This is a genomic window from Pseudomonas sp. P129 (assembly GCF_020312195.1).
Taxonomy (GTDB): Bacteria; Pseudomonadota; Gammaproteobacteria; order Pseudomonadales; family Pseudomonadaceae; genus Aquipseudomonas; species Aquipseudomonas fragariae.
The window spans coordinates 174,565-194,758 of sequence record NZ_JAGPYS010000001.1; the positions used below are offsets into that span (position 1 = coordinate 174,565).

A 20,194-nucleotide genomic window follows, 5' to 3' on the forward strand; every position below is an offset into this window, starting at 1 on the left:
TCCGCGTCACGAACTGCATGCCAATGCGCAGCATTGGCACGATAAGCAGTTAGATCTGGCTCCGCGCAACGATCAGGACGACAGGTACGACGAGCGGGTCAGCCCCAGGCGCAAGGCATCGAGGAAGTAGGTGCGCTCGCGTGGGGTGATCTTGGCGCTGGCGACCTTGTCCCGGTAATGGGTCATCAGTTCTTCCGGCGACAGGTGCACGTAGCGCAGCATGTCTTCGATGGTGTCGTGGGTTTCGATGCCTGCGTGGTAAACGCTGCCGTCCGGGTTCTGGTAGATGTTCACCGAATCGGTATCACCGAACAGGTTGTGCATGTCGCCGAGAATTTCCTGGTAGGCACCCACCAGGAAGATCCCCAGCAGATAGTCTTCGCCTTCGTTCAGCGAATGCACCGGCATGCTGGTCTCGATGCTCTGCTCGTCGACGTACTGCTTGATCTTGCCGTCCGAATCGCAGGTCAGGTCCTGCAGCACGGCGCGGCGCACCGGCTCTTCATTCAGGCGGTGCAGGGGCAGAATCGGCAGCACCTGGCCAATGGCCCAGGTGTCCGGCAGGCTCTGGAACACCGAGAAGTTGCAGATGTACTTGTCGGCCAGCTTGTCGTTGAGCTCGTCCAGCACCTGACGATGCGAGCGTTGACGGGCTTTCAGCGAGTTGTACAGGCGACGGCAGACGGCGAAGTAGCATTGCTCGCCCAGCGCTTTTTCCGACAGGCTGATCTTGCCATCGGCGTACTGGGCCGCGATGTCGCTCATGTAGTGCGTGGCGCGCCAGTAGGTTTCGGTGACCATCTCGATGTCAGTCGGGCCCAGCAGGTCGACCAGCCATTGCACGGTTTCCGGCAGGCTGGCCTTGTCGGCGATTTCCGGGACTTCGTCGTTGTGTTTTTCGACGTCGGTCACCTGCACCACCAGCATGGCGTGGTGGGCGGTCAGCGAGCGGCCGCTTTCCGAGAAGATATGCGGGTGCGGCAGGCTTTGCGCGTCGCAGAATTCCTTGAGCATGCCGACCACGACGCCTGCATAGTCGTCCATGTCGTAGTTGATCGAGCTGGCGTTGCGCGAGTGCGTACCGTCGTAATCGACCCCCAGACCACCCCCGACATCGATGTAATCCACCGGCAGGCCGAGCTTGCGCAGTTCGCCGTAGTAACGGATCGCCTCCTTGAAACCGTGCTGATAGTCGGCCAGGTTGGCGATCTGCGAGCCCATGTGGAAGTGCAGCAGGCGAATGCCCTGATCCAGGCCGGCCTTGCGGAAACGCTCGACCACCGACAGCAACTGCGCAGCCGACAGACCGAACTTGGATTTCTCGCCACCGGTATCCGCCCATTTGCTCGACGCCAGGGAGGAGAGGCGTACGCGCAGGCCAACCTGGGGAGCGACCTTCAGTTCGGCGGCTTCTTCGATCACCAGTTCGACTTCGGACTCTTTCTCGATGACGATGAACACGTTGTGGCCCAGCTTCTGGCCCATCAGCGCCAGACGGATGAACTCACGGTCCTTGTAACCGTTGCAGACGATGGTGCCGCCTTTGGGCGCCAGTGCCAGCACCGCCATCAGCTCAGGCTTGGAGCCCGCTTCCAGGCCGATGGAGACGTTCTGCGTGGCGATGATGTTTTCCACCACCGCTTCCTGCTGGTTGACCTTGATCGGGTACAGCGCGGTGTACTTGCTCTGGTATTCCAGGCGCGCGATGTTGCTGTCGAACGCGCCGGTCAGCTGACGCACACGGTCCTGCAGAATGTCGGGGAAGCGCACCAGCAAGGGCAGCGACAGGCCGCTCTTGCGCAAATTGTCGACCTGTTCGTAAAGATCGATGGGCGAGCTGTCCGGCCCGTTGGGACGGACTTCAACGCGTCCCGCTTCGTTGATAGCAAAATAACCCGCGCCCCAATGGCGAATGCCGTAAACGCTGCGGCTGTCCGCAACGGTCCATTGGCTGCCATCGTCTTTACGTGTGCGTCTTACGGACATCGAAGTCCCCTATAAATAAGTCGTTGCGCCAGCCTGAAGCTGACTGCGCGCATTGTAATGGGTGGAAATGACGATTTGATTCGCGGGTTCAGCCGCCGGACTTTTTAGCCTTGAAGCCTTTTTTGATCAGCTCTGCCAACAGCAGTTCGACGTGATCGCCCTGAATCTCGATCACGCCTTCCTTGAGCGATCCGCCTGTGCCGCAGCGTTGCTTGAGAGCCTTGGCCAACTCTTTGAGCGGTTCTTCGGCCAGCGGGACGCCGCTAATGGTGGTGACGGTCTTGCCGCCCCGGCCCTTGCTTTCACGACGTACACGGGCAATGCCGTCACCTTCGGGGATGGCCGTCTGTTTGCAGGTGCACTCGGCAACGGGTTGACGACAATCGGGGCAGTGGCGCCCAGCGTCGGTTGAAAATACCAGGCCACCCAGGGCGGCGAGAGAAGCGGCTTTTTTAGCCACGCAAACATCCTCTTGTTGAGGACTGAAGATGGGTCGGACTCGTACGAGTTATCGACCGCGAAGCCCCACTCTGGCAGGGGCAGCGCTACTGAAACGGCAGGGCCGGTCCAGTTTGAAAAGGTCGCGCAGTGTAACGGCAAACCGGCCGGTTGCTAAGGGGCTGGATGTGCCAATTGCTGAACACTCGCTTACTGCTCGTTCTCTATCTGCTTAAGGTAGCGTTTCAGTGCCGCCAGGGAGTCGGGGCACCAGGGATTATGCTCAGCCTGTTGCAGAACTTCGGCGATGGGCATGAAGCGCGCCTCCAGGACCTCTTCAGGTTGCAGTTTCAAAGGTCCGTCCCATACGGCTGAAAACACTGCACACCAGAGCCGGTTGCCCGGCTGATCGAAGAAAAACTGTTCGTGGGCCTGCAGCGGTACGCCACTGACCCCCAGCTCTTCTTCCAGCTCGCGCGCGGCAGAGGCTGCGTAGCTTTCATCGGCTTGGACCATCCCGCCTGCGGCTACGTCCCAGTAGCCGGGATAGATCGCCTTGCTCAAGGTGCGCCGATGCACGCACAGCTCACCGAGACTGTTGAACAGCAGGATATAAGTGCCGCGTCCGATCAGTCCGCGTTCACGCAGGTCAGCGCGGACCAGCGAACCGAGCAGTCGATCCTGTTCGTCGACCCAGGCGATCTGCTCGGCATCCGAGGCGGCGCGGTGCGCGGCCTCGTTGGCAGGTATGGACATCAGCCCTGATTCAGCAGCTGGCGCAGGTCGATGACCGCAGCGTTGGCACGCGAGATGTAGTTGGCCATGACCAGCGAGTGGTTGGCGAACACGCCGAACGGGCTGCCGTTGAGAATCATCGGGCTCCACATCGGCTCTTGCGAGGCTTCCAGCTCACGAATGATCTGGCGCACGCTGACCGTCGCGTTCTTCTTCGCCAGTACATCGGCAAAATCAACCTCGATGGCGCGCAGCAGGTGCGACAGCGCCCAGGCCTGACCGCGTGCTTCGTAGAACACGTTGTCGATTTCCAGCCATGGCGTTTCGACGATTTCCTCGTCGACCTGCGGTACTTCACCGGGTTTGACCGACACAGCGGCTTCGGTTTTCAGCGTGCTGTTGAGTTTGACCCGGCCAACGCTGGCCGACAGGCGTTGCGACAGCGAACCCAGGCGGGTGCCGACATCGCCCAGCCAGTTGTTCAGGTTGTCGGCGCGGGCATAAAACAGCGCGCCTTTCTGGTTGGGATCGGACAGGCGTGCCTGGTAGCGGCTCAGGGAGTTGATCCCCTCGGCGTACTGCGACTCGCTGGAAGGCAGCAGCCAGCTGCGATTGTTGAAGTTGAACAACGGCTCGGCGCGGGCCAGATCGCCATCTTCAGCCGATTGCGACTGGGAGCGGGCGAAATCCTTGCGCAGCGCACGACTCAGATCACGCACCTGCACCAGCACGCCGTATTCCCAGCTCGGGATGTTGTCCAGCCACAGGCCAGGTGGCATGCGGTCGTTGGACAGGTATCCACCGGGCTTGTTAAGCAACGTGCCCGCCACGGTCTTGAGCGTTTCAACCGTCGTGTAGCCGATGACCATCTGTTTGCCTTCGCGCTCGGCGGCGGCTTGCGCATTCTGTTGTACCGGGAACAGCGCAGGTTCCTTGCTCCAGTACCAGCCGACTGCCAGTGCGACGAGCAGGTAGATCAAGATCAGGGCGCCCAGCGCACGGCTATAGAACAGGTTACCCAGGTAACCGCGGCGTTTGGTCGATGAAGTGTCAGCGCTGCGCGCACCCGCGCTGCCTGCGCGGTTCTTCCAATCCAGCATGGTAGGGTCCTTTCGATCTTGAGTTGAATGCTTCACGAGGCGTTCGACCGCAACCTTACCTCAAGGTGCGGCTGACAGACATTATCTTGATATTTGAACTGTAACGATCATAGGCGCAGTCTATGCATCGATTGATTTTGCATACTGGCTATGCGCCATCAAATTGTTGTCAAATAAGTGACTTACGACGCTGTTCTGTTGTAACGGAGGTGCTAGCATAGCGCCATCAGCCGTATCGCTCAGCAAAACCACAGTAGTCTGACCATGACCGACCACGAAGACCCTAGCCGAGATCGCCTGAAGCATCACTTTGCCCAACGGGTCATTCACCAGGCGCGCCAGATTCTGGAGACGTGGCAGCGTCTGCAAAAGGCCGAATGGTCGGTCGGCGATATGGCCGAGCTCAAGGAGTCCACGCAGCGTCTTTCGCGCTTCGCCGAGCGTTTCGAGCAGGCAGAACACAGCGCTCTGGCGCAGGAGATCAGCCAGGCCCTCGATGCGGTGGAAGCCAATCGCGGTCGTCTCAACAGCCGTGTCATCACGGATCTCAATCGTCTGATGCAGCGCCTTTCCCGAACCGGACTGCGGCACGGCGATCGTTTCGAGCAGACGGCGCTGCCACCGTTGCGCAAGCCCGTCTATATAGTGCTTCAGGATCACGAGCGGGCCGAGCGCCTGGCCAAGCAGCTGGAGTTTTTCGGGCTGGCGGCGCTGTCGCTGCACAATGTCGCCGAGTTTCAGCGGGCGATGGCACAGCGGCACCCGGCAGCGATTGTCATGGATGTCGATTTCAGCGGGCCGGGCAAGGGTCTTGAACTGGCCTCTCAGGCTCAGGAAGGGCTGGAACAGAAGCTCCCGCTGTTGTTTTTCAGCCTCAATGAAACCGATACACCCACCCGCCTGGCCGCCGTCAGGGCCGGTGGCGAAGAGTTTCTGACCGGCGCGCTGGAAGCGTCGAGTCTGCTGGAAAAAATCGAAGTGCTGACCTGCGTGGCTCAATACGAGCCTTATAAAGTGCTGATCATCGACGATTCCCGCGCGCAGGCGCTGCACACCGAGCGTGTTCTCAACGCCGCCGGAATCGTCACGCGGGTGTTGCTCGACCCGATTCAGGCGATGTCCGAACTGGCCGAGTTTCAGCCCGACCTGATCATTCTCGACATGTACATGCCGGGGTGTACCGGTACGGAGCTGGCCAAGGTCATTCGCCATAACGACCGTTATGTCAGCGTGCCGATCATTTATCTGTCGGCCGAAGACGATCAGGACAAGCAACTCGATGCCATGAGCGAAGGCGGCGACGATTTTCTGACCAAACCGATCAAACCCCGTCATCTGATCACCACGGTGCGCAACCGTGCTGCCAGGGCGCGAAGCCTCAAGGCACGCATGGTCCGCGACAGCCCGACCGGGCTTTACAATCACACGCATATTTTGCAACTGCTGGAAGATTGCAGCTTTCGTTCGCGACGTGAGGACAAGCCGCTGTGCTTTGCCATGCTCGATATCGACCACTTCAAGAAGGTCAACGACAGCCACGGCCACCCGATGGGGGACCGCGTCATCAAGAGCCTTGCGCTGTTTCTCAAGCAACGCTTGCGCAAAACCGACTTCATCGGGCGTTACGGCGGTGAGGAATTTGCCATTGTCATGCCGGACACCGACATCCAGAGCGCCCACAGGGTGCTGGATGACATCCGCCATCGCTTTGCAGAGATCCATTACCCGGCGCAGCCCGCCGATCTGTTCTGCACCTTCAGTGCCGGGGTGGTTTCTCTCGGTGCCCATGACGACAGCCTGAGCCTTGCCTCCCAGGCGGATACGGCGTTGTACTGCGCCAAGCACGCCGGCCGCAATCGGGTGCATTCGGTGCTGGTCGATGTGCCTTATCACGTCGTATTGAACGGGATCGAAGCCTGACTTCCGTTCAGCCCTGGCTTTCGCTCTGCCTTTGCCGCTCTGCCGATTTGCCCGGTGAAAATGCCAATGCCAATTGTGTGCGGTTATGCATGTGAGTCAGGCGCAGCACTTGCGACACATAGAGTTTTACAGTGTTTTCAGTAATGCCCAGTTCGCAGGCGATCTGGTAATTGGTCAGTCCGGTGCTGACCAGGCGCGCCACATCCAGCTGGCGGGGTGACAACTTGGCCAGTGCCACCGGCATTTGCCCGTCACGTTGCTGCCCATCACGTTCTTGGCGGTTACGCATTTTGCGCTCGGTTTGAGGCCTGTTCTGGACGCTGTCCAGGTTCTGATAAAGATCGTCGATGGAGGCGGCCAGAAACTGGAGCTTTTCGTTGAGCAGGCCCAGTTGCTGGCGGGTTTTCTGCCGCTCGTGCAGCGCCTGGACTTGCAACTGCACAGCCTCGAGCAATTCTTCCAGATCGACCGGCTTCTGATAATAATCGGCGATGCCGGCCCGAAGCGCCTTGATGACGTCTTTTTTCTCGGCCTGGCCGGTCAGCATGATGGCCTCGAACAGGTGCGTCTTGCCGCCAGCCATCTTCATCGCTTCGACCATCTCGATGCCGTTCATGCCGGGCATTTCCAGATCGCAGAGTACGATGCCGATGGTGCTGTCGGCGCTGAAATGCTCGATGGCCTCAAGGCTTGAATGGCAACGCACACACTCATAGCCGCTGCTCTCCAGAAACTCGCAGAGTTCTTCAACGATAAGGGGCTGGTCATCGACCACTAGAACTTTCGTGAGCGGGTAGTTATCCACAGGCAACTCCATGCTGTTAGGGGGCCGCCGACGGCGCCCCGATCCATTCAGCAAAACATGACTCGGCGTTATTCGATCAGTGTGGGTATTGGTGACAGTACGTCATGGCCATGACTTAACCGTAGTCGTACTTTCTGACTATGTACATAGCATTAAAATTTCCCGCGCTGTTATTCGACTAGTGGAGCAGTGCCGTGCTCAGGAGTAAACCGGCGAATAAAAAAGGTGAAAAAGGATGTTTATCTGGCGCCGCAGGGTTCATATACCGATAGCGTTGCGCAACCCATTGCTGTGCAAGCGGCCAGGCACTCTTTCCGACGATAAGCCAGGTCGCCATGGCAACACCCGCGCCAATAAACGTACACAGCAGATAGGCACTGTTCGAGGCCAGCGCCAACGCCGTCATCAGTTTGACGTCTGCGGCGCCCAACTTGCCGAGTGCGTAACCGGGCAATGTCAGCGCCAATGCCAGGGTCACGGCCAGCAGGGCCTCCAGCGCAGGCGAGCCGAGCCAGGTCATACCGGTCAACGCCAGGTAGATAATCGCCAGCGCTGCTGCGCCGAGTGTCAGTCCGTTGGAAATCTGCTTGCAACGCGCATCCTGTTCGGCGCAAATTGCAAACCAGATCAGCAGGAAAAATAATTTCATCACGCCGAAGACATCCTGTTATCGGGAAAGATCTATGCTGTGTTGATGCATTACATGTCAGGGTAGACGTCGATATGAAAACTGTTCTGCACCACACCTTGCCCCGTCGTCAACAGGGGGCCGCCGCTATTGAATTCTCTGCGGTGTTCGTTATTTTCTTTGCGGTGTTCTACGGCATGGTGAGTTATAGCCTGCCGTTGCTCATGGTTCAGTCATTCAATGCCGCCGCCAGTGAAGCGGTGCGCAGAAGTGTGGCGCTCAGTCCGACAGTTACTGGCTATAACGATCTGTTGAAGAGTCAGGCCCAAAGTGTGGTCATGAACCAGTTGTCGTGGATACCCCCTGCGCTGGGATTCAATATCAACCATACCAGCGTGACCTATAGCGCAGGCATTTTGACCGTGACCATCCAGTACCCCAAGACCCGACTGGCTCAGGTACTGCCCTTGTTGACTCTTCCAGGCATTGGCGAGGTTCCGCGCTTGCCCAGCAACCTGACTGCACAAGCGAGTCTGCAACTTGTCCCTTGAAAAGAATCGTTTGAGCCGTTGGCTGGGCCGTGGTGAAGCAACGCAGGTGCCGCAGCCCTTGCCGATATCGAGCGAGCCCGGTCCGATCGGTGCGGACCTTTATCTGCTGCTGGATGACGAAGGCCGTATACAAAGTATCAGCCCGCACTTGCTCTCTCGTCTGGACATCGCTGCGCCACTGCCGGCTGCCCAGCGATTGATGAGTCTGCTGCTGCCCAACAGTGCACTGGTTATCGAAGGTGTGCCGCGTGACTGGCTGGGGCACATGCTCGACCTGGACTTCAAGGGCGACGATGCACATACCTTGCACGCCCGAGGCTGGGTGCAGGCGCATGGCAAGGGCTGGCTCTTGCAATTGCTGGATATCAGCGACCTGATGGAGGAAGCCAGTGCCGCGCGCAGCCGCCAGCAGTGCCTGCGGTTTGCCGGGCAGATGGCCGAGCGTGTGCGAGGGTGCAATGTCGACCGCCTGACTGCCGTGGTGAGCGAGCAACTGGAGGAACTCGCGCAGCTGTGGCGCATTCCCTGTGTGGCGCTGGTGTTGCCGGAGGTTGGCGGTGTCGGCTGGCGTGTTTATTGTCAGTACAGCGCTCATACGGCGCCCGAGTTGTGGCAGGTCGGGCAGCGGCTGGGCACTGCGCTGGATCGATTCAACGTCGATGCCACGCAGCAGCTGAGGTTTGGCGGCAGTGTCGATGCGGGAGCGCTGCAAAGTGTTTTCGGCAACGCTGACGGTTTTCTCATCCCCCACAGCCGCGATAACGTTGCCAAGGCCTGGCTGATGTTCGGTTTTTATAACGCGCAGCAGCAGGCGCCGGACCTGGGCGAGCGCGAGTGGCTCAACCTGTGCTCGGCGCTGGCCGGGCCGGTGCTTTTTCGAATGTCCGAGCAACATAACCGTCACCATGTCGAACGCCTGGCGGTGCTTCAGGACCTGCTGGGCACCGGGTGGTGGGAATTGCTGCCGGATCGTGACGAGGTTCTGCTGGCACCGCAGCTGGCTCGCAGTCTGCGTCTGGGCGACCGGGTCGAGAGCCTGTCGCGTCAGGACTGGCTGGCACTGATTCATCCCGCCGATCGACAGGAGCTGTCCAGTCGCCTCGCCCAGTTGCGCGACAAGGGCACGCCGCTGTTGCTCTGTGTACGTCTGGCACAAAACGACCCCGCTCAGGAAACCCTCTGGTTTCGTATTCAGGGGCAAGCGTTGCACAGGGGGCAGGTGCAGCGGGTATTGGGCTTCATGCTGGACGTCAGCGATATCAAGAATCAGGAAACCGAGGCCGCCGCCGCCCATGCCCGGCTGGATAACCTGATTGCCAGTTCGCCCGCCGTGATTTACGTGCAGCGTTATGATCACGGCAATCTGGAACCCACCTTTTTCAGTGACAGCCTCACGCCTTTGCTGGGCTGGACGCTGGCCGATTGCGTCGACGGGCAACTGGCGGGGTACATCCATCCCGACGACCACGACATCTGGTTCGAGCGTAATCGCCAACTGCTGCGCGAAGGATTCGTCAGCCGCCGTTTCAGGTTGCGCAACAGGAACGGCCAATACCACTGGCTGCTGGACGAGGCGCGACTGCTGCGTGACGACCTCGGCATGCCGGTGGAGGCGGTGGGTCTGTGGCTGGATGTGACCGAGGCCACCCTGGCCGCCGAGCATATACGGCGTAGCGAGGAGCGTTACCGCATTCTGGTCGAGGATTCGCCGGCCATGATCTGCCGCTACACGCCGGACCTGGTGTTGAGTTTCGGCAACCGGCCGCTGGCCAAGTATATGGAGTGCACACCCGAGCAACTGACCGGGATCAACCTGGGAGACTGGCTGTCGGACGAGCAGCGCGAGGCATTCATCAAGCGTATCGGCCAGCTGACTCCGGAAGCGCCGGTGAGTACCGAAGAAATCTGTATCGAGCTGCCGGGACGCGAGTATGCCTGGTGGATATGGGCCGACCGGGGGGTATTCGATGAACACGGCAAACTGGTCGAAGTGCAGGCGGTGGGCCGTGACAACACCGATGTACGCCGCTCGCGCATGCAGTTGAATCAGAGCGCGAAGATGGCAACGCTTGGCGAGATGTCCACCGGTCTGGCCCACGAGATCAATCAGCCGCTCAACGTCATGCGCATGGCCGTGGTCAACGTCCTCAAGCGTCTGGGTCGGGGTGATGTGGACATCGAATACCTCACTGAAAAGCTCAATCGCATCGACACCCAGGTGCAGCGCGCCGCCCGGGTGGTCGATCATATGCGGGTATTCGGTCGCCGCTCTGAAGTAGAAGAGCAGCTGTTCGATCCGGCCCAGGCGGTCGAAGGCACGATCTCGATGCTGGCTGAAGGCATGAAAGGCAAGGGCGTGCAGCTGCGGGTCGGCGGGATGATCGACGCGGTGCGGGTTCGTGGTCATGTCGATCAGCTTGAGCAGGTGCTGATCAACCTGATGGTCAACGCCCGGGATGCCTTGTTGTCGCGCCGGGAAAAGGACCGGGATTTCGAGCCATGGATCAGTGTCGAGGCCGAGCGCGATGAAAATATCATCCGCCTGGCGGTCCAGGACAACGGTGGAGGCATTGATCCGCGGTTGCTGGAGCGCATTTTCGAGCCGTTTTTCACCACTAAACCGGTAGGTGTCGGCACCGGGCTGGGCTTGTCCGTCAGTTACGGCATCGTCGACCAGATGGGCGGCCAGCTCAGCGTCGCCAACATCGGCGAGGGCGCTCGCTTCCAGATCGAGCTGCCGATATTCAACGCCGATCAGCCCGGCAGCTAAATCACCAGCGTCGCCTGACCCAGGTTGCAGCTCAGGTTGGTGCCGACATCGGTAGCCCCCATGCTCACACCCAGTGATTCGAACAACGGGTCGACGACCGACGTCAGCAAGCGTGTCAGGGTGTCGTCGACAATCGCATCCAGCGCCAGGGTCAGGCTGTTCAGTGTGGTGGCCGCACCGGTGATGACGTTGCCCAGCACATTGCTGGTCGCCGGTTTATACACATTCACTTTCACGCTTGAAGCCGTGCCGTTGAGCAAGGTGCTCGGTTTGGTGTGTGCAACGCGTGTCAGGTAAAACGGGGCACTGTTGATCTCCGGCAGGTTGGGCGAGCTGAACGTCGTGCTGGTCACCGTCGAGCTGCCCAGTGCCGACTGGCTGACGTTGTCGAAGGTAAGGCCGATACCGCCACCCCCGAAAGGCTTGCGGGCGGTGCAGTTACCCAGCAGCCCGGCGATTTTCTGACAGGTCATGGTGCCGATATCGATGACCGGCACCGGCAGGGCGGTGATGGCCGCCGGATCAGTGCTGGCGGGGAAGGCCGACGAGCTGTCGATCGAGCCGATCCTGGCGCTGAGCAGTGCTGCGTCGGTCTTGACGTTGAGGGTTTTGCTGGCGTTGCTGGTACAGGTAAAACCGGTGACGTAGCTGTCGGCGCTGGCCATTGACAGGCTCATGTCGATTCTCGGGCCTGCGCTTGATGAGCTGTCGGTCAGAAACTTGAAGTCGGTCACCATGCAACTGCTCAGTCCCAGCGCGCAGGAGGCCGAGGTCCCCAGCCCGGCGAGGTTCAGGCCCAATGCGCTGTTGAGGATCGGCGTGAGGCTGCCGATCACCGAACCTGCGGTATTGGCCAGCGAAGTGATTGTGCCGAGCACCGGCAGGTTGATCGACACCAGCGCGCGCATCTGTGCCGTGCGTACGTAAATCCGGTTGGCACCGTCTCGCGGGTTGAGCGGGTCGATTTTGCTCGGGTCGCCGATCGCCGACAGCTGAGGCGGCTCGATCACCTGAATGCGTGTGGTGACCTGCGCCAGCCCGGCGACATTGATCTGGGTGGCGGTCAGAACGCCGGTTTTTTCGTTGGCCAGTTGCGCGATGCCCTGGACCAGATCCATCAGGCGCAGATTGGTGTTCAGCGCGGCGAGGTCCGTGCCGCTCTGCACTGAGAGTAGATCACCCAGCAGCACGGTGGTCGTTCCAGCCGCCAGCTTCAAGGCTTGCAGGCCCTGAATGGCGGCGGCACCGCCCAGCGTCGCGTTGGGGCTGATGACGTTGATTGCGCTCTGCAGCAACTGACTGACCGAGACCGAGGTGTTGAGTACATCGTTGTAGCCAATCGCCGTAAGGCTGAGGTCGGTTTTCAGCCTGTTCAGGTAGCTCAGCAGGCTCAGGTTGGTGTCTGCGATGCCTTGCCAGTTGGCAACACTCAGGTTCAGCGTACCGCCCAGCAGGCTGCCGACCACCGGGTTGAGGAGGGCGGCGCCGGTGCTGTCCACAGTGACTGCCGCACTGCGGATGGTCAGTGCCGCCAGCGGCGAGGCGCTGGCGGCCACGGCGGTGGCGCTGATCGTCACATTCGGTGGGGAGGGCGTTTTTTCGAACAGGGCGCCAATGCCGGCTGCAATGCTGCGCGGCACCGGATGCGCCGCAACCACCTGAATAGCCAGCGCTTGCGTCGAGTCGGCGACAAATACGCGAGGTCCCGCGACGTCCACCGCAAGTGTTCCGCAGCGAGTCACCAGGGTGCGGCCATCGGTATTCGGGGTGAAACCGTTGCGCGTAGCACTCTGACTGGCGAAATCGGGCGCCGAGGCCGCCGTGCCGCTGCACGTTCCTCTGCGGCCTGCCGCTTCCAGGGCGGCAATGTCCGCAACCCGCTGCAACGAGCGCTTTTCCAGGTACAGCCTGCCGCTGTCGATAACGGTCAGCGTGCACAGCAGCGCCAGACCCATGGTCAGCGCCGCCATCAGGCCGATCGCGCCGCGCTGCCGGGAGGGCAGCGCCGTATAACCATCCAGTGCAGACATCAACACTCCTTCGATCACGCCATCGCACACTCATTTGTCGCTGGAGAGTGTAGTCAACGCCTCGAAAGAGCACTGGCAAGGTGCCAGATTTGAGAAGTGTCGCACCCGTTGCGCGCGGGTGCGATCAGTTCTGCCGATCAATACTGGTAACGCAGCACACCGTGCGACAGGGCGCGAACGGCAAAAATACCCAGCAACGCGGTCATGGCTGGCACGACGAGCCACCAGACGCGCACCGACATGGCCGGCAAAGGGTCCTTGCGTTGAATGAGCGCCAGGCTGGCGGCGCAGACACAGAACGCCAGAAGCATGCCGGCGAGAATATCGGTGGGCCAATGGACACCCAGATATACCCTCGACAGCGCGATTGCCAGGGCCGGAATACCGGCGACGAACATCCAGGTCACGCGCAGCCGCACGGGCTGGCCACGTCCGGCCAGCACTGCCAGGGTCATGAACAGCGCAAAGGCCGCCGAGCTATGCCCGCTGGGCATGCTGTACGTGGTCAGCGGTTCTAACAGCACCTCCGGGCGAGCGCGGGCGAAAAACGTTTTCAGGATGCCGTTGGCGATCGCGGTGCCCAGTGTGGCGGTCAGGGCAAAGGCTGCGTGGCGCCATTGCCTGGCAACCGCCAGCACGATGATCAGCAGACTGGCGGCCAGCAACTGCGCCCTGAAATCGCCGATGCTGGTGACGAAGACCACAATGTGCTGCGTGGCTTCGCTGCGGTGTTCCTGGATGAGCGTCATCAGGCCGTTGTCGAAGTCGGCCAACAAGGGGAAGCCGAAGAACAGCGCCGCGACCAGCGTCAGGCTGAGCGCGGAAATCAGTCGGGTTGCGTAGCGTTTCTGGCGAATACTGCTCTGGATGCTCAGCCCGAACAGGACGGCCAGGCCGCCGCCGACCACGGCCGCCTCGGGCCAGAAGCCTTCCGGCAGTGGCAGGCGAATCGCTGCACCTGCCGCCCAGCCCGGCATCAGGTAGGCAATCGACCAGCCTGCCGCCGCCAGCACACTGACCGCCACGAAGCGCGGCAGCGGCATGTCGCACATCCCGGCGATCATCGGCAGCATCGGGCGCAACGGACCGATGAAGCGTCCTACCAGCAAACTGGCAATGCCGTAACGGTGGAAGTATTTTTCCGCACCTTCCATCCACTCCGGGTGCGTGCGCAAGCCGGGCAATTGACGGATATTCTGATGAAAGCGCCGGCCTACGAAGTACGACACCGCGTCACCCAGCAGCCCACCGAGAAAACCCAGCAACAGCACTTCGCTCAACGGCAGAATGCCGCTGCCCGCCAGGGCGGCGATGGCAAACATGATGACCGTGCCCGGCACGACGATCCCGACGATCGCGACGCATTCAATGAAGGCCACCAAAAAGATCGCGACAGCCACCCAGGAAGGGTTTGCGGTCAGCCAGCCAGTCATTCCATTGAGCAGATCGCCCATCGGTCAGTTTCCTTGATCGAGAAATAAGTAGTCGCGGCCTTCGACCTGACCGCGTCTGAGAGGGTTCCGTGTGCAGAAACGGGCGTACCCGGCATCCACGAAGCGGTACATCAGGTGCTCATCGCGCCCGGCAGGGATACCCAGTCGGGTGGTCTGGATAATACGTTCGGGTGTCTGGCCGACGTCCTCGACCAGCAATTTCTGCGGGTCGAAGCGCTTGGCGTCCCACACCGGGACTTTCAGGCCAAGCGCCTTGCACAGCAGCGTCTGGCCAGCGCAAAGCCGTTGCGCCGGGCGCATCGCGCCGCTGGCGTCGGGGTTGTTCAGTTGCATCTGCGCCAGCGCGTTTTCGTCGCTGGTCGCGTCGGTCCAGGGAAATGCCGATTTGATCAGCACGGCATTGCCCGGCCCCTCGGCGCTGAAATTCAACGAATCGCCGCCACGCGCGTAGTACATATAGATGTGGCCGCCGTCGAGAAACAGCGCCTTGCGTTTCTCGGTGTAGCCCAGCGAGGCATGGCTGCCCTTTTCGGCGCAGTAGTACGCTTCGGTTTCGATGATCCGCGCGGCCAGCCACAGGTCGCCTGACTTGTGGCGAATGACTTTGCCCAGCAGGTCGCGCGCCAGCACCTGGGCATCGCGATGAAAGAAGTGGTCGGGGAGGGCTGTGGGCATAATCGGACGGGTACATTGAGAAAGAGCCCGATAATAACAAGCGCAAGTTTAATTGCAGCTGAATGTGTCCGGATTAGGCGCTTTGTTGTTTCTGAACATGACCGAATGATGACAGGCCGTTAAGCCCATACGTGATGCCTGCCTGTGCATGGCCGCTGGCAACGCCTGCCACGGTGACGAAAAATCTGCGCACTGATATCGACCATCCGCCTGTCTGCGCTGTCGTTCGGGCGGCACGACAGCTATAATCAGCCGCTTTCCTCTTTGCCAAGACCTCTGAGACCAATGACTGAGTCCGTTCTTGACTACATGACCCGCCTGGGTCGCGCCGCCCGCGAAGCTTCGCGAGTGATCGGTCATGCCAGCACTGCGCAGAAGAACCGCGCCCTGCAGGCCACTGCCGCCGCTCTGGACGAAGCCCGCGCCGAGCTGTCTGCCGCCAATGCGCTTGACCTGGCCAATGGTCAGGCGAACGGGCTTGAGCCGGCCATGCTCGAGCGTCTGGCCCTGACCCCCGCACGGATCGACGGCATGATCGTCGGGTTGCGTCAGGTTGCAGCGCTGGCAGACCCGGTCGGTGCGATCCGCGACATGAGCTATCGGCCGTCGGGTATTCAGGTCGGCAAGATGCGCGTGCCGCTGGGGGTTGTCGGAATCATCTACGAGTCACGTCCGAACGTGACCATCGATGCGGCCAGTCTGTGTCTGAAGTCCGGAAACGCAACCATCCTGCGCGGTGGTTCCGAAGCCATTCATTCCAATCGCGCCATCGCGGCCTGCATTGAACGCGGTCTGGCCGAGGCCGGGCTGCCCGCTGCTGTCGTGCAAGTGGTTGAAACCACCGACCGTGCAGCGGTTGGCGCGCTGATCACCATGCCCGAGTACGTGGACGTCATCGTTCCGCGTGGCGGCAAGGGCCTGATCGAGCGCGTCAGTCGCGACGCGCGCGTGCCGGTCATCAAGCATCTGGACGGCATCTGCCATGTGTATGTCAGTGCCCACGCCGATCTGGCCAAGGCGCAGAAGATCGCCTTCAACGCCAAGACCTACCGTTACGGGATCTGCGGCGCGATGGAAACCCTGCTGGTCGATCAGACCATTGCCGCCGACTTTTTGCCGTCGATGGCCGCACAGTTTCGCGAGAAGGGTGTCGAGTTGCGCGGTTGCGAGCGTACCCGTGAGCTGATCGACGTGATCCCGGCCACCGAGGACGACTGGCATACCGAGTACCTGGACGCGATTCTGTCTATTCGCGTCGTGTCCGGGCTGGATGAAGCCATCGAGCACATCAACCATTACGGCTCGCATCACAGCGATGCCATCGTTTCGGACCACCAGAGTCAGGTGCGCCGGTTCATGGCCGAGGTCGATTCCAGTTCGGTCATGGTCAACGCGCCGACCTGCTTCGCTGACGGGTTCGAATACGGCCTGGGTGCCGAGATCGGCATTTCTACTGATAAGCTGCACGCCCGCGGTCCTGTCGGTCTTGAAGGGCTGACCTGCGAGAAGTACATCGTGATCGGTGACGGCCAATTGCGCGGACAAGCCTGACTTGAATAGCCCCATGACCGCGCTGCCCAGACGTATCGGCATGCTTGGGGGCACGTTCGACCCGGTTCATATCGGTCATTTGCGCGGTGCGCTCGAAGTGGCCGAACTGCTGGAACTCGATGAGTTGCGCCTGACGCCCAGTGCCAGGCCTCCGCATCGTGACATGCCGAGCGTCACCGCCGAGGATCGTCTGGCGATGGTTCAGAGCGCCGTTGCGGGTGTGTCGCCCCTGACGGTGGATGACCGTGAACTGAAACGTGACAAACCGTCGTACACCCTCGACACACTGGAATCGATGCGCGCCGAACTGGCGCCTCGCGACCAGTTGTTCCTGTTGCTGGGTTGGGATGCCTTTTGCGGGCTGCCGACCTGGCACAGATGGGAAGAACTGCTGGAGCACTGCCATATCGTGGTGCTGCAACGCCCGGACGCGGACAGCGAGTCGCCGGATGCCATGCGCAATCTGCTGGCGGCCCGCGCAGTCAGCGATCCCAAGGCCCTGAAAGGGCCGGGTGGACAGATTACATTCGTCTGGCAGACGCCTTTATCGGTATCTGCCACCCAGATCCGTCAACTGCTGGCCAGCGGTAAGTCGGTACGTTTTCTGGTGCCAGACGCGGTACTGGCCTATATCGATGCGCGCGGACTTTACCGCGCGCCGAACACTGATGGGTCGTCCTGAAACTGCTTTGATCGACAAGCGTCTGGACGGTCCCACACATACGAGCTGAATGAGTTTTATATGACCAAGCAAAAAATGAGCAGTGAAGAAGTCATCAATGTTGCGATTGCAGCCCTCGAAGAGGTCAAGGGTGCCGACATCCTGACCATCGACGTGCGCGACAAGACCAGCATCGCTGACTACATGCTGATCTGCACCGGTACGTCCAACCGTCAGTTGAACGCACTGGTCGATAACGTCCGTGACAAGGTCAAGGCTGCCGGCCTGAAGTCCCTGAGCGAAGAAGGCAAGGGCGACAGCGACTGGGTCCTGCTGGACCTGGGTGATGTGATCGTCCATGTGATGACCGCTGCGGCACGCCAGTTCTATGACCTCGAGCGCTTGTGGCAGGGGGCTGAACAAAGCCGTGCTGCCAGCGCTGCGCACCACACACCGGGCAACGAATAAGGTCTTGATGTGCGTCTGCGTCTGATCGCTGTGGGTTCGCGCATGCCCAAGTGGGTGGAAGAAGGTTGGCACGAATATGCCAAGCGGATGCCCTCCGAGCTTGCGCTTGAACTGGTGGAAATCCCGCTCAATACCCGAGGCAAAAACGCCGACGTCGCGCGCTTTATCCGTCAGGAAGGCGAGGCGATGCTGGCGAAAGTGCAGCCGGGCGAGCGGATTGTCACGCTGGAAGTGCATGGCAAACCGTGGAGCACCGAACAGTTGGCGGTCGAGCTCGATCGCTGGCGTCTCGATGCGCGCACGGTCAACCTGATGGTCGGCGGCCCCGAGGGGCTGGCGCCTGAAGTCTGTGCCCGCAGTGAACAACGCTGGTCTCTGTCGCCGCTGACCCTGCCGCACCCGCTGGTGCGCATCCTGATCGGCGAGCAGATGTATCGCGCCTGGACGGTCCTGTCCGGGCACCCTTATCACAAGTAGCATCGTCTTTACTGTGAATACGGCCTAAATGTCTCAACCGATCCGCCTCAAAGACCACGAAAAGGACGCACGCCTGGTGCGCGGCAGGGTCGTGTTCGGTGCTGTGGCGGTGGTGTTGCTGGTGTGCGTGCTGATTGCCCGGTTGTATTACCTGCAGGTCATCCAGTACGAGTATCACTCCACGCTTTCGGAAAATAACCGCGTTCACGTTCAGCCGATTCCGCCCAGCCGCGGGTTGATCTACGACCGTAACGGCGTTGTGGTCGCCGATAACCGGCCCAGTTTCAGTCTCAGCATGACCCGTGAGCGCGCCGGCGAGTGGTCCAGCGTGCTCGACACCATTGTCGAGATCCTGCAGCTCACCCCCGACGACCGCATCATCTTCGAAAAGCGCATGAAGCAGGGGCGTCGGCCATTCGAGCCGGTGCCCATCCTGTTCGAGCTGAGCGAGGAGCAGATCGCCCTGATCGCCGTCAACCAGTTCCGCCTGCCGGGCGTCGAAGTGGTTGCGCAACTGGTCAGGCATTACCCGCAAGGGCCGCACTTTGCCCACTCGGTCGGCTACATGGGGCGCATCAACGAGAAAGAGCTCAAGAGCCTCGACCCGATCAATTACAGCGGCACGCACCATATCGGCAAGACCGGCATCGAGCGCTTTTACGAGCCCGAGCTGCATGGTCAGGTCGGCTACGAAGAGGTCGAGACCAACGCCCGTGGTCGCGTATTGCGTGTGCTCAAGCGCACCGACCCGATCCCCGGCAAGGACATCGTCCTGAGCCTGGACATCAAACTTCAGGAAGCCGCCGAAGCGGCACTGGGCGGGCGTCGTGGTGCGGTCGTCGCGCTGGACCCGGCCACCGGGGAAGTGTTGGCGATGGTCAGTGCGCCGAGCTTCGATCCGAATCTGTTTGTCACCGGCATCAGCTTCAAGGCCTATGCCGAGCTGCGCGATTCCATCGACCGGCCGCTGTTCAACCGCATCCTGCGAGGGCTGTACCCGCCTGGCTCGACCATCAAGCCTGCGGTGGCGATTGCCGGGCTGGATACCGGTGCGGTGACGCCTGGCTCGCGGGTATTCGATCCGGGCTATTACCAACTGCCCAATTACGATCACAAGTACCGCAACTGGAACCGCACCGGCGATGGCTGGGTCGATCTGGATACGGCGATCATGCGTTCAAATGACACGTACTTCTACGATCTGGCACACAAGGTGGGCATTGATCGACTCGCTACCTACATGAACAAGTTCGGTATCGGGCAGAAGGTCTCGCTGGACATGTTCGAAGAATCTCCCGGCCTGATGCCGTCCCGTGAGTGGAAGCGCGCCACGCGCCGGCAGGCCTGGTTCCCTGGCGAAACCCTGATTCTCGGGATTGGTCAGGGCTACATGCAGGCGACGCCTTTGCAACTGGCCCAGGCGACCGCGCTGGTGGCCAACAAGGGTGTATGGAATCGGCCGCATCTGGCCAGAACCATCGAAGGCAAGGCGCCTGTTGATGAAAATCCGATGCCGGACATCGTGCTGCGCGACCCGGCCAACTGGGGACGCGTCAACCATGGCATGCAGGAAGTGATGCACGGCGCGCGCGGTACGGCGCGCAAGGCCGCCATTGGTGCGCAGTACCGGATTGCCGGCAAGAGCGGTACTGCCCAGGTGGTGGCCATCAAGCAGGGCGAGAAATACGACCGCACCAAGGTTCAGGAACGCCACCGCGACCATGCCTTGTTCGTCGGCTTCGCCCCGGCTGATAACCCGAAAATCGTTGTTGCAGTGATGGTCGAGAACGGCGAGTCCGGTTCCGGCGTTGCTGCACCCGTCGTGCGTCAGGTCCTGGACGCCTGGCTGCTCGACGAAAACGGCCATCTCAAACCCGAGTACGCCGGTTCCCTGAATCTGGAGGCTGCGGCCCGTGAAGAGTAATTTCGACCGCATCCTGTCCAG

Annotated in this window: 17 protein-coding genes; 8 read left to right on the plus strand and 9 right to left on the minus strand. The window is 60.8% G+C overall.

Features of this window, described 5'->3' with window-relative positions; all coding sequences use genetic code 11:
- Positions 1-72 precede the first annotated feature (72 nt).
- The 4 genes from speA to KBY02_RS00915 form a co-directional block, all read right to left on the minus strand.
- Positions 73-1,986: an arginine decarboxylase gene (gene speA / locus KBY02_RS00900; RefSeq protein ID WP_003399746.1), complete on the minus strand. Its 1,914-nt coding sequence runs from the start codon at positions 1,984-1,986 to the stop codon at positions 73-75.
- An 88-nt stretch (positions 1,987-2,074) separates the two neighbouring features.
- Positions 2,075-2,446: a translation initiation factor Sui1 gene (locus KBY02_RS00905; protein ID WP_003313912.1), complete on the minus strand. Its 372-nt coding sequence runs from the start codon at positions 2,444-2,446 to the stop codon at positions 2,075-2,077.
- Between the two features lie 188 nt (positions 2,447-2,634).
- Positions 2,635-3,180: an NUDIX hydrolase gene (locus tag KBY02_RS00910; RefSeq protein ID WP_003399749.1), complete on the minus strand. Its 546-nt coding sequence runs from the start codon at positions 3,178-3,180 to the stop codon at positions 2,635-2,637.
- Positions 3,180-4,259 carry a DUF2333 family protein gene (locus KBY02_RS00915; protein ID WP_011268997.1) on the minus strand — a complete coding sequence of 360 codons (1,080 nt, stop codon included), beginning with the start codon at positions 4,257-4,259 and terminating at the stop codon, positions 3,180-3,182. The genes KBY02_RS00910 and KBY02_RS00915 overlap by 1 nt, the downstream gene beginning before the upstream one ends.
- Before the next feature lie 264 nt (positions 4,260-4,523).
- Between KBY02_RS00915 and KBY02_RS00920 the strand changes: the two genes are divergently transcribed.
- On the plus strand, positions 4,524-6,179 hold the full coding sequence (locus KBY02_RS00920; RefSeq protein WP_225649708.1) for a response regulator: 1,656 nt from the start codon (positions 4,524-4,526) through the stop codon (positions 6,177-6,179).
- A gap of 7 nt (positions 6,180-6,186) precedes the next feature.
- Here KBY02_RS00920 and KBY02_RS00925 read toward each other — a convergent pair whose 3' ends face one another.
- Both KBY02_RS00925 and KBY02_RS00930 read right to left on the minus strand, forming a co-directional pair.
- Positions 6,187-6,996 carry a response regulator transcription factor gene (locus KBY02_RS00925; protein ID WP_161632406.1) on the minus strand — a complete coding sequence of 270 codons (810 nt, stop codon included), beginning with the start codon at positions 6,994-6,996 and terminating at the stop codon, positions 6,187-6,189.
- Positions 6,997-7,162: 166 nt separating this feature from the next.
- Positions 7,163-7,633, minus strand: a complete 471-nt coding sequence (locus tag KBY02_RS00930; RefSeq protein WP_011268994.1) for an A24 family peptidase — start codon at positions 7,631-7,633, stop codon at positions 7,163-7,165.
- Between the two features lie 74 nt (positions 7,634-7,707).
- Here KBY02_RS00930 and KBY02_RS00935 point away from each other — a divergent pair, with 74 nt between their 5' ends.
- Together KBY02_RS00935 and KBY02_RS00940 are read left to right on the plus strand one after the other, a co-directional pair.
- Positions 7,708-8,163: a TadE/TadG family type IV pilus assembly protein gene (locus tag KBY02_RS00935; protein WP_003399758.1), complete on the plus strand. Its 456-nt coding sequence runs from the start codon at positions 7,708-7,710 to the stop codon at positions 8,161-8,163.
- Positions 8,153-10,933: a PAS domain-containing sensor histidine kinase gene (locus KBY02_RS00940; RefSeq protein WP_024651251.1), complete on the plus strand. Its 2,781-nt coding sequence runs from the start codon at positions 8,153-8,155 to the stop codon at positions 10,931-10,933. The genes KBY02_RS00935 and KBY02_RS00940 overlap by 11 nt, the downstream gene beginning before the upstream one ends.
- Here the strand turns inward: KBY02_RS00940 and KBY02_RS00945 are convergent.
- The 3 genes from KBY02_RS00945 to KBY02_RS00955 all read right to left on the minus strand — a co-directional run bounded on the left by KBY02_RS00945 (position 10,930) and on the right by KBY02_RS00955 (position 15,092).
- Positions 10,930-12,963, minus strand: coding sequence for a TadG family pilus assembly protein (locus KBY02_RS00945; protein ID WP_129450172.1), 2,034 nt, complete (start codon positions 12,961-12,963; stop codon positions 10,930-10,932). The genes KBY02_RS00940 and KBY02_RS00945 overlap by 4 nt on opposite strands.
- Before the next feature lie 137 nt (positions 12,964-13,100).
- Positions 13,101-14,417 (minus strand): bifunctional DedA family/phosphatase PAP2 family protein, encoded by a 1,317-nt coding sequence (locus KBY02_RS00950; protein ID WP_024639421.1) that lies wholly within the window; start codon positions 14,415-14,417, stop codon positions 13,101-13,103.
- 3 nt (positions 14,418-14,420) lie between these two features.
- Positions 14,421-15,092 (minus strand): DNA-3-methyladenine glycosylase, encoded by a 672-nt coding sequence (locus KBY02_RS00955; protein WP_058822763.1) that lies wholly within the window; start codon positions 15,090-15,092, stop codon positions 14,421-14,423.
- Between the two features lie 285 nt (positions 15,093-15,377).
- On the opposite strand from KBY02_RS00955, the gene KBY02_RS00960 reads away from it, so the two are divergent.
- Genes KBY02_RS00960 through mrdA form a run of 5 tightly spaced genes read left to right on the plus strand, consistent with a single transcriptional unit; the run spans position 15,378 to position 20,173 of the window.
- Positions 15,378-16,643 carry a glutamate-5-semialdehyde dehydrogenase gene (locus KBY02_RS00960; protein WP_225649709.1) on the plus strand — a complete coding sequence of 422 codons (1,266 nt, stop codon included), beginning with the start codon at positions 15,378-15,380 and terminating at the stop codon, positions 16,641-16,643.
- A gap of 22 nt (positions 16,644-16,665) precedes the next feature.
- Positions 16,666-17,325 (plus strand): nicotinate-nucleotide adenylyltransferase, encoded by a 660-nt coding sequence (gene nadD / locus KBY02_RS00965; RefSeq protein WP_161420682.1) that lies wholly within the window; start codon positions 16,666-16,668, stop codon positions 17,323-17,325.
- Positions 17,326-17,385: 60 nt separating this feature from the next.
- Positions 17,386-17,772, plus strand: a complete 387-nt coding sequence (gene rsfS, locus KBY02_RS00970; protein ID WP_002555337.1) for a ribosome silencing factor — start codon at positions 17,386-17,388, stop codon at positions 17,770-17,772.
- Between the two features lie 9 nt (positions 17,773-17,781).
- Complete coding sequence (rlmH, locus tag KBY02_RS00975) at positions 17,782-18,249, plus strand: 23S rRNA (pseudouridine(1915)-N(3))-methyltransferase RlmH (RefSeq protein ID WP_002555336.1); 468 nt, start codon at positions 17,782-17,784, stop codon at positions 18,247-18,249.
- Positions 18,250-18,277: 28 nt separating this feature from the next.
- Entirely contained in the window at positions 18,278-20,173 is a 1,896-nt protein-coding gene (mrdA, locus tag KBY02_RS00980) for a penicillin-binding protein 2 (RefSeq protein ID WP_003399770.1), read from the plus strand.
- The last annotated feature ends 21 nt before the right edge of the window (positions 20,174-20,194 follow it).